The sequence below is a fragment of the Streptomyces sp. NPDC051207 genome (assembly GCF_040682395.1).
In the GTDB taxonomy this organism is placed as follows: domain Bacteria; phylum Actinomycetota; class Actinomycetes; order Streptomycetales; family Streptomycetaceae; genus Streptomyces.
On the sequence record NZ_JBFBAX010000064.1, the window covers coordinates 1 to 8,728 of the forward strand.

At 75.7% G+C, this 8,728-nt stretch carries 7 protein-coding genes and 1 pseudogene; 2 read left to right on the forward strand and 6 right to left on the reverse strand.

Features of this window, described 5'->3' with window-relative positions:
- Positions 1–37: 37 nt before the first annotated feature.
- Together AB0M97_RS30455 and rpe are read right to left on the reverse strand one after the other, a co-directional pair.
- Entirely contained in the window at positions 38–1,081 is a 1,044-nt protein-coding gene (locus AB0M97_RS30455; RefSeq protein ID WP_365964209.1) for a sugar-binding domain-containing protein, read from the reverse strand.
- Positions 1,082–1,159: 78 nt separating this feature from the next.
- Positions 1,160–1,846, reverse strand: a complete 687-nt coding sequence (gene rpe, locus AB0M97_RS30460; protein ID WP_365964210.1) for a ribulose-phosphate 3-epimerase — start codon at positions 1,844–1,846, stop codon at positions 1,160–1,162.
- A gap of 604 nt (positions 1,847–2,450) precedes the next feature.
- Here rpe and AB0M97_RS30465 point away from each other — a divergent pair.
- Positions 2,451–2,707: pseudogene (locus AB0M97_RS30465) on the forward strand (MMPL family transporter); the annotation flags it as partial.
- Here the strand turns inward: AB0M97_RS30465 and AB0M97_RS30470 are convergent.
- Positions 2,688–4,106, reverse strand: a complete 1,419-nt coding sequence (locus AB0M97_RS30470; RefSeq protein WP_365964211.1) for a transcription antitermination factor NusB — start codon at positions 4,104–4,106, stop codon at positions 2,688–2,690. The pseudogene AB0M97_RS30465 and the gene AB0M97_RS30470 overlap by 20 nt on opposite strands.
- Positions 4,107–4,181: 75 nt before the next feature.
- Entirely contained in the window at positions 4,182–5,114 is a 933-nt protein-coding gene (fmt, locus tag AB0M97_RS30475) for a methionyl-tRNA formyltransferase (protein ID WP_365964212.1), read from the reverse strand.
- 286 nt (positions 5,115–5,400) lie between these two features.
- Here fmt and AB0M97_RS30480 point away from each other — a divergent pair, with 286 nt between their 5' ends.
- Complete coding sequence (locus tag AB0M97_RS30480) at positions 5,401–5,937, forward strand: hypothetical protein (protein WP_365964213.1); 537 nt, start codon at positions 5,401–5,403, stop codon at positions 5,935–5,937.
- A gap of 214 nt (positions 5,938–6,151) precedes the next feature.
- Here the strand turns inward: AB0M97_RS30480 and AB0M97_RS30485 are convergent, their stop codons facing one another.
- Positions 6,152–8,299: a primosomal protein N' gene (locus AB0M97_RS30485; protein WP_365964214.1), complete on the reverse strand. Its 2,148-nt coding sequence runs from the start codon at positions 8,297–8,299 to the stop codon at positions 6,152–6,154.
- Between the two features lie 130 nt (positions 8,300–8,429).
- The coding region (locus AB0M97_RS30490; RefSeq protein WP_365964215.1) for a methionine adenosyltransferase domain-containing protein at positions 8,430–8,728 on the reverse strand (299 nt) is incomplete at its 5' end.

An 8,728-nucleotide genomic window follows, 5' to 3' on the forward strand; every position in this document is an offset into this window, starting at 1 on the left:
GACCGCGGCGGCGTGCCGCGGTCGCCCCACGCGGTGGTCAGGGCCCGTCCGGGTCGGCCCGGTCGAGGGCGGGCCGCGGCGTGCTGCCCGCCGTCATCAGGTAGTCCGCGGCCGAGGTGTCCGTGACCAGGCTCGTGACGAGCCCGGAGCGCAGCACCGCGTCGATCGCGGCGGCCTTGCGCTGGCCGCCCGCGATCGCGACGACCTCCGGGATGCGCCGCAACTGGTCGGCCTTGACGGTGATGCACCGCTCCCCCAGGTCGCGGCCGACCCGGCGCCCCTCGGAGTCGAAGAGGTGCGCGGACATCTCGGCGGCGACGCCGAGCGAGGCGTAGTGGCCCCGCTCCTCGTCGCTGAGCATGTCGTGCACCGTCGAGATGCCCGGTTCCCAGGAGCCGATGGACACGCAGGCGACCGTGACCTTGTCGAAGTACTCGAAGGCGCGGGCGATGCCGGTCTGGTGGCGCAGCGCCTGCGCGGTGGCCGCGTCCGGCAGCAGCATCGGCGCGTAGATGGGGTGCGCGTCGCCGCCGGACACCTGCGCGGCGCGGCGCACGGCCTCGACCGAGCCGCGCTCGGCGGTCCCGGCGTCGTACACGCCCGTCAGCTGCACGACCGTGCAGGGCGGCAGCCGGTTGAGGGCCGCCGCCATGTGGATGGTGGAGCGGCCCCAGGCCAGGCCCAGCACGTCCCCCTCGTTGACCAGTTCGCCGAGCAGGTCGGCGGCCACTTCCCCCAGGTTCTCCGGATCGGGGGTCTCCTCGGCGTCGGCCGGGGATTCCACCACCACGGCGTGTCTGAGGCCGTAGCGGCCGCGCAGCGCGTCCGAGCGCTCGGCGTCCAGCTCGGCCGGGACCCGGATCTCGATGCGTACGAGGTCCCGTTCGAGGGCGGTCTCCAGGACCCGGGCCACTTTGAAGCGGCTGACGCCGAACTCCTCCGCGATCTGGATCTTGGATTTCCCCTCGAGGTAGAAGCGGCGGGCCATGGCCGCCGCCTGCACCAGCTCAGCGGGTCCCATCCGCATGGCTGACCGGCCCGCCGACATACCCGACACGGCGTTCTCCTCACTGCTGTTCACACTCTGGATTCGCCGTTCATCCTTGCAGATCCGGCGCGGTTGATCAGCCCTGATGGGAGCCGTTCACGTTCTCGTGGTTCAGTGGTCGCACGCCCAGGACGCCTTGGCCGTCGCCCCCTCCGCCTGCGTGCGCAGTGCACGTACCGCCTCGGCCGGGTCCGATGCCCCGTAGACGGCCGATCCCGCGACGAAGACGTCGGCTCCGGCGTCGGCGCACCGCTCGATGGTGGACGCCGAGACTCCGCCGTCGACCTGGAGCCACACCTCCAGTCCGTGCTTGCCGATCAACTCGCGGGTGCGGCGGATCTTCGGGAGCATGATGTCGAGGAACGCCTGTCCTCCGAACCCCGGCTCGACCGTCATGATCAGCACCATGTCCAGCTCGGGGAGCAGATCCTCGTACGGCTCGATGGGCGTCGCGGGCTTGAGCGCCATGGAGGCGCGGGCGCCCTTGGCGCGGATCTCCCGGGCGAGCCGCACCGGCGCGGCGGCCGCCTCGACGTGGAAGGTGACGGAACCGGCCCCCGCCTCCACGTACTGGGGCGCCCACCGGTCGGGGGCCTCGATCATCAGATGGCAGTCCAGCGGGGTGTCCGTCGCACGGGCGAGCGACTCCACGACCGGCACGCCGAGCGTGAGGTTCGGGACGAAATGGTTGTCCATGACGTCGACGTGGAGCCAGTCGGCTCCCTGGACCGCCTTGGCCTCGTCCGCGAGTCGGGCGAAGTCGGCGGACAGGATGCTGGGGTTGATCTGCGGGGCCATGACCCAAGCCTGCCATGCCCTCCGGGGGTGAGCGGCATCGGTACCCGGGGGAAGTTGCCGGGCGAAGGGCGCCGGTCCGTCGTGGCTTGTCGCCCGGTTCCCCGCGCCGGTGGGGGTGGGTGGTGGCCGGGGGACCGTCGTGACCGGGGGGCGGGTGTTGTTCGTCGTGTCCGCGGGCGACCGGGGTAGTGGCTGGTGCTGGTGTTGTGGCTGGTGGCGCTGTCGGTTGCGGCGCCGTTCGCGTCCCGGCCGGCCGATGCGCGGGGCAACGACACGGCGTCCTCGCTGCCGGGGTCCGCCGAGTCGACGCAGGCGCTGGAGGCGTCCGAGCGGTCCGGCCGGAGCAGGTTCCGGCAATCGCGGTGTACGCGCGCGACGGCAGAATCGCCCGTCGTCCTGCTGATCCCGTGCGTGCTGCCGCGGGCGCTGATCGCCCCGCTGCTGCTGGTCGGCGGCAGTGATCCTGTCGTGCGCCGCCGCGCTCGGCATCAGCGCGGTCGCGCGTCGCCGGGCCGGTCATCACACCGGGCCGGGTGCCCGGGTGGGCCGCCTCCTCGCGGATGCGGGTGGCCAGGAACATGCTGCAGTCGATGCCGAGCGCGGGACCGGCGCGGTGATCACCTCGGCGGGCCCGGTGCCGGCCGGCACCTTCGCGCCCTCGGCACGCTGCCGGTGGTCGCCTTCGCGCAGCTGGGCCTCGCGGTCACCCTCGGCGTGCTGCTCGACACGTCCGTCGTGCGGCCGGTGCTGGTGACGTCCTGTTCCTGGACGCCGGCCCGGTGTGGTGGCCGCACCGGCCGGGCCCGCGAGGACGGCGCGCCCGAGGTGCGGGACCCCGCGGTCAGGCCGTCCTGCGGATGAGCGCCAGGTACATCGCGTCCGTGCCGTGCAGATGCGGCCACAACTGCACGTCCGGCCCCTCCCCCAGGTCCGGTACGCCGGGCAGCAGCGGCCGGGCGTCCAGCAGTTCGGCGCCGGGGTGCTGCTTGAGGACGTCGGCAACCACGGCCCGGGTCTCGGCGAGGTGCGGCGAGCAGGTCGCGTAACCGACGACGCCGCCGGGCCGCACCGACTCCAGGGCGCCGCGCAGCAGGCCGCGCTGGAGCGGGGCGAAGCCGTCCAGGTCGTCGGGGCGGCGCCGCCAGCGCGCCTCGGGACGCCGGCGCAGTGCGCCCAGGCCGGTGCAGGGCACGTCGACCAGCACCCGGTCGAAGCTGCCGGGCCGCCACGCGGGCCGCGTCCCGTCGGCCGTGATCACCTGGTACGGGCCGGGGTTGCCGTCCAGCGCCCGGGCCACGAGACCGGCCCGGTGCGGCTGCTTCTCGGAGGCGAGCAGGAACGCGCCCCGCTGCGCCGCGAGCGCGCCGAGCAGCGCCGCCTTCCCGCCGGGGCCGGCGCAGCCGTCCAGCCACCGCTTGTCGTCCCCCTCCAGGGGCGCGTTGGCGAGGGCCAGCGCGACGAGCTGACTGCCCTCGTCCTGCACGCCCGCCCGGCCGTCGCGCACGGCGTCGATGGCGCCGGGCTCACCGCCCTCGGCCAGCCGCACGGCGTACGGCGACCAGCGCCCCGGTACGGCGGCCTCCTCGGCGAGCAGTTCGGCGGTGGTGGCACGGCCGGGCCGGGCGACCAGGGTGACCTCGGGCCGCTCGTTGTCGGCGCGCAGCAGCCCTTCGATGCCGGCGCGCCCGCCGCCGAGGGAGTCCCACAGGGCGGAGACCACCCAGCGCGGGTGCGAGTGCACCACGGCCAGGTGGTCCTCGGGGTCCTCGTCGTAGGGCGGCGCCACCCGCTCCAGCCAGCCGTCGAGGTCGTGCTGGGCGATCTTCCGCAGGACCGCGTTGACGAACTTGGCGCGCCCGTCACCGAGGACGACCCGGGCCAGCTCGACGGTGGCGGACACGGCGGCGTGCGCCGGGATCCGCGTCCCGAGCAACTGGTGCGCGCCGAGGCTCAGCACGTCCAGCACCGGCGGGTCGACCTCACGCAGCGGCCGGTCGACGCACTCGGCGATCACCGCGTCGTAGGTGCCCTGCCTCCGCAGCGTCCCGTACACCAGCTCGGTGGCGAGGGCCGCGTCGCGCGCGTCGAAGCCGTCCTTCTCACGGGCCTTGCGCAGCAGGGGCGGCAGGACGAGGTTGGCGTACGCGTCCCGCTCGTCCACGGCCCGCAGCGCGTCGAAGGCGAGGATGCGGACGGGGTCCTTCTGGGGACGGCGGTAGGGCTTGCCGGGTTTGCGGGGCCGACGGGGCTGGTCGCTCACGAAAAAGGTGCTCCGGTGGTGAGATGAGGTGCGCGCTCCAGCCTACGTCGTCGGGGGCGGCCGGGACCGCCCGCGTCAGGCGCCGAGCCGCTCGCCGTCGGCGATCCGCACCCCGCGCGCCCAGTCGGCCGCCTTCATCGGCTTCTTGCCCTGCGCCTGCACCCACACCAGCTCGACGGCGTACGAGCCGGTGCCGACGTGCACGCTGTTCTTCCCGGCGGCCAGCTGCCCCGGCGCGAGGTCCGTCCGGTCGGGCACGGGCGTGACCTGGACGAGCTTGAGGCGCTCGCCGCGGAACGTGGTCCAGGCACCCGGCGCGGGCGTGCAGCCCCGCACGATCCGGTCGACGCGCAGCGCGGGCGCGGCCCAGTCCACCCGGGCGTCCTCGACGGTGATCTTCGGCGCGAGGCTGACGCCCTCGGTGGGCTGCGGTACGGCCTTCAGGGTGCCGTCCTCGATGCCGTCCATGGTCGCGGCGAGCAGCCCGGCGCCCGCGAAGGCGAGCCGGGTGAGCAGGTCGCCGCTGGTGTCGGTGGGCCGGATCTCCTCCGTCACCGTGCCGTAGACGGGCCCCGAGTCGAGTCCCTCCTCGATGAGGAAGGTCGACGCCCCGGTGATCTCGTCGCCCGCCATGAGGGAGTGCTGCACGGGGGCGGCGCCGCGCCAGGCGGGCAGCAGCGAGAAGTGCAGGTTGACCCAGCCGTGCCGGGGCACGTCCAGGGCGACGCGGGGCAGCAGGGCGCCGTAGGCGACGACCGGGCAGCAGTCGGGGCCGATCTCCCGCAGCCGCGCGAGGAACTCCGGGTCCTTCGGCTTCACCGGCTTCAGCACCTCGATGCCGGCCTCCTCGGCGCGCTCGGCGACCGGGCTCGCGACGAGCCTGCGCCCGCGCCCGGCCGGCGCGTCGGGCCGCGTGACGACGGCGGCCACCTCGTGCCGCCCGGAGGCGAGCAGAGCGTCGAGAGCGGGAACGGCGACCTCGGGGGTACCGGCGAAGACGAGCTTCATGGGGTGGTTCGGGCCTCTCGGGCGGGGGTCGGCGGGCAGGGCAAGTCTAGGGCGAGCCACTTCGGGAAGCCTCCGGCGGCGATCGGCCCGCGCGGGAGCGCCCGTCCGCGTGCCCCCGCCCTACGCCGAGGCGGGTGGTGCGGGCCCGGGGGCGGGCGCACGCGCGTTCCCGCGCGCCCCCGACCCGTGACCCACGGAGCGCATGGGCGTTGGTCAAGAAAGAGTTGACCACTTCGGGCCGCGATCGCGGCCCATTCCTTTCAACGCCGGTTCGAGAGGCTTGTTCATGGCCGACCACGCAACCCACGACGCCCAGGCTCGGGCCAGCCTGCACTTGCTGGTGCGGGACATCGAGCGGGTCCGCCGGCAGGTGGACGCACTGCGCACGCTCACCGCCCAGTTGGGCAACGTCTACCGCCCGCGCCGCTCCGGTCCCTCCACGGGCTTCGTCGTCTACGGACGCGCGCCCGCCCCCACTGTCCGTCTCGCGCAGGAGCTGCGGGACAGTGTGGAGACGCTGGTCACGGCCGCCGTGGACTTCGACCGCTCGCTCGGCTTCTCGTGGGACGCCGTGGGTTCCGCGCTGGGGGTCACCAAGCAGGCGGTGCACCGCCGTTACGGCGCCCGCAGGCCCGCCCCGCAGCCGGCCGCGGCCGAGCCCGTGAGCGCCCCGGAGCCCTCGGAGGCCCGGCCGGTCGCCGTGGGCTCCGGCCTGCCCACGGTCCCCGCGGCCCGCTCGATGCCGACCCAGCCGATGGCGGGCAGCCCGTCCCTGCGCGACGAGCCCCGGGCGACCCCGTTCCCCGCCCCGCGCAACGGCTGACGCCGCCGACCCCCGCCTGCTCCGCCCTCCCGGCAACGTCCTGGGAGGGCTGCGGCGTCTTTGGGCATTGCCCGGCCCTCCGGGCACCACGTGGACCCTCGGGCGCCACCTGGACCTTCGGGGAGACCCGACCGGCCTCGTCCCCCGGCGGCCGGCGGAATCGGCCGCGGGCGCCTCCGGCCCGCCCGACCGAGCCACGTCGCGTCACGCCACGTCACCCAATGTCCAGCGGATCAATCCGCACCCACACCGGCTCCGCGCCGCCCCTCGCCATACGGGCCGCCTGGGCGGACTTCAGGGCGGCGGCCAGGGCCGCTCCCGTGCCCGGTGGTACCCGGATCAGCGCACGGTCCCAGTGCTCGCCCGGCGGTGGCGCTCCGGGGCGACGCTGCCGGTCGGCCGGTGTGACGGGCAGCGGGACGGGGCCCAGCACCTCGGCCTGCGGAGGCAGTTCCACGGCGCCGAGGAATGCCGCCAGCGCCTGGGGCGGGCCCGACACCGCCGCCATCCGCGACACCGGCGGAAAACCCAGCTCCGCCCGTTCCCCCAGCTCCCGCACGGCATGTCCGACGGGATCCCACCGCACCAGCGCCTGCACGGGCCGCAGCGTCGGCTCGGCGACGACGACCACGGTGCCGCCCGCGCCCTGCGGCCGGACCAGCGCGGACGCGGCGATCCAGCGCCGCAGCGCGTCCTCGCCCGCCCGCAGATCGGGCCGCCCGAGCATCGCCCAGCCGTCCAGCAGCAGCGCCGCCGCATAGCCGCCCTCGGCGACGGGCTCCGCGCCCGGCGTGCTCACCACCAGCGCGGGCGCCCCCGGCACCGTGTCCAGCACCTGCTCGCGCCCCGACGTGCGCACCGGCACCGCCGGGAAGGCCCGCCCCAGTTCCTCGGCGGTGCGCCGCGCCCCCACGACCTGCGCCCGCAGCCGGAACCCACCGCACTCCGGGCAGTGCCAGCCGCCCGCCTCGCGCCCGCACCAGCCGCAGCGCAGCCCCTCCGCGTCCTGCGCCTCCAGCGGTCCGGCGCAGTGCCGGCAGCGCGCGGGCGCCCGGCAGTGGGCGCACGCCATCCTCGGCACGTACCCCCGCCGGGGCACCTGCACCAGCACGGGCCCGCTGCGCAGACCGTCCCTGACGACCTGCCAGGCGAGGCTGGGCAGCCGGGCGGCCCGGGCCGCCTCGTCCCGGGCGAGGTCCCCGTCGCCGACGGTCCGCACGAGCGGGGCGGCGGCCCGCACCTGCTCCCGCGTGGCGACGAGCGGCCGGGCCCAGCCGGTCTCGACGAGCTGCGCGGCCTCCACGGTGCAGCCCCAGCCGCCCAGCAGGAAGCCGCACTTGTCCTGCGCAGCGCGCAGCAGCAGCACCTCGCGCGCGTGCGGCTGCGGGGCGTGCTGCTCGCTGTGGCTGTCGTCGCCGTCGTCCCAGATGGCGACCAGTCCGAGATCCTGGACCGGCGCGAACATCGCCGCCCGGGTCCCGACCGCGGCCCGCACGGCGCCCCGGCGCACGGCGAGCCACTGCGCGTACCGCTTCTCGGGGCCGGCGTCGGCGGTGAGCACGGCGTGCCGCCCCTCGCCCAGCAGGGCGGTCAGCGCGGCGTCGACCCGCGCGACGGCCCGGCCGTCGGGGACGACGACGAGCGCCCCGCGTCCCGACGCGAGCGTTGCCGCGACGGCCCGCGCCAGCTCGTCACTCCACTCGGGGCCCGGCAGCGCGTTCCACACGGCCCGTGGCGCGCCCCCGGAGGCCAGTGACTCAAGGAAGGCCGCCCCGCGCTCGTAGCGCGCCCACGATCCGGCCTGTGGTGCGGGCGGAGGCGGCAGCGGCGCCGGTGAGGGCCGCTGCTCGGCGCGGGCGTTGCGGGGCGGCACGGCGAGCTGCAGCACGTCGGCGAGGCTGCCCGCGTACCGGTCGGCGACGGCCCGGGCCAGTCCCAGCAGTTCCTCGCTGAGCACCCGCTCGGGCGACACGACCTGGGCGAGCGCGGCCAGCGGCCCGGAGTAGTCGGACTCGGCGAGCCGCGCCACCAGGAACCCGTCGATCAGGCCGCCGCCCTCGCGCCGCCCGTCCCGCACCCGGTGCCGCCCGGCCCCGAACCGCACCCGCACCCGCACGCCGGGCTGGGCGTCCGCGTCGAGTTCCTCGGGCACCGCGTAGTCGAAGTACCGGTCGAGGTGCAGCACGCCCTTGTCGACCAGGACGCGGGCGACGGGCAGGTCCCCGGCCAGCGCGGCGCCCCGCCAGGTCCGCGGCTTGGCACGCGGCGTCCTCGCCTTGCGCACGCTCTCCCGGATGAGCGCGAGCTGCTCGGGCGGCGCGCCGTCCGCGCCGCCGTCGGCCTGTTCGTTCTCGCTGCTCACGCTTGCATTCTTACCAAAGCCCGCTGACATCGGAGCGCGCCCGAGCCCTTCAGCGCGCGCTGGACCCGGACATGCCGAGGCCCGGCGCCCCGAGGGGTGCCGGGCCTCCTGACGTGCCTGACGGACCGGACTACAGACCGGCGGCCCTGCGCAGCGCGTCCACGCGGTCGGTGCGCTCCCAGGTGAAGTCGGGCAGCTCACGGCCGAAGTGGCCGTAGGCGGCGGTCTGGGCGTAGATCGGACGCAGCAGGTCCAGGTCCCGGATGATCGCGGCCGGGCGCAGGTCGAACACCTCGTCGATGGCCTGCTCGATCTTCTCGGTGTCGACCTTGGCGGTGCCGAAGGTCTCCACGAACAGGCCGACCGGCTCGGCCTTGCCGATGGCGTACGCGACCTGCACCTCGCAGCGGGAGGCGAGGCCCGCGGCGA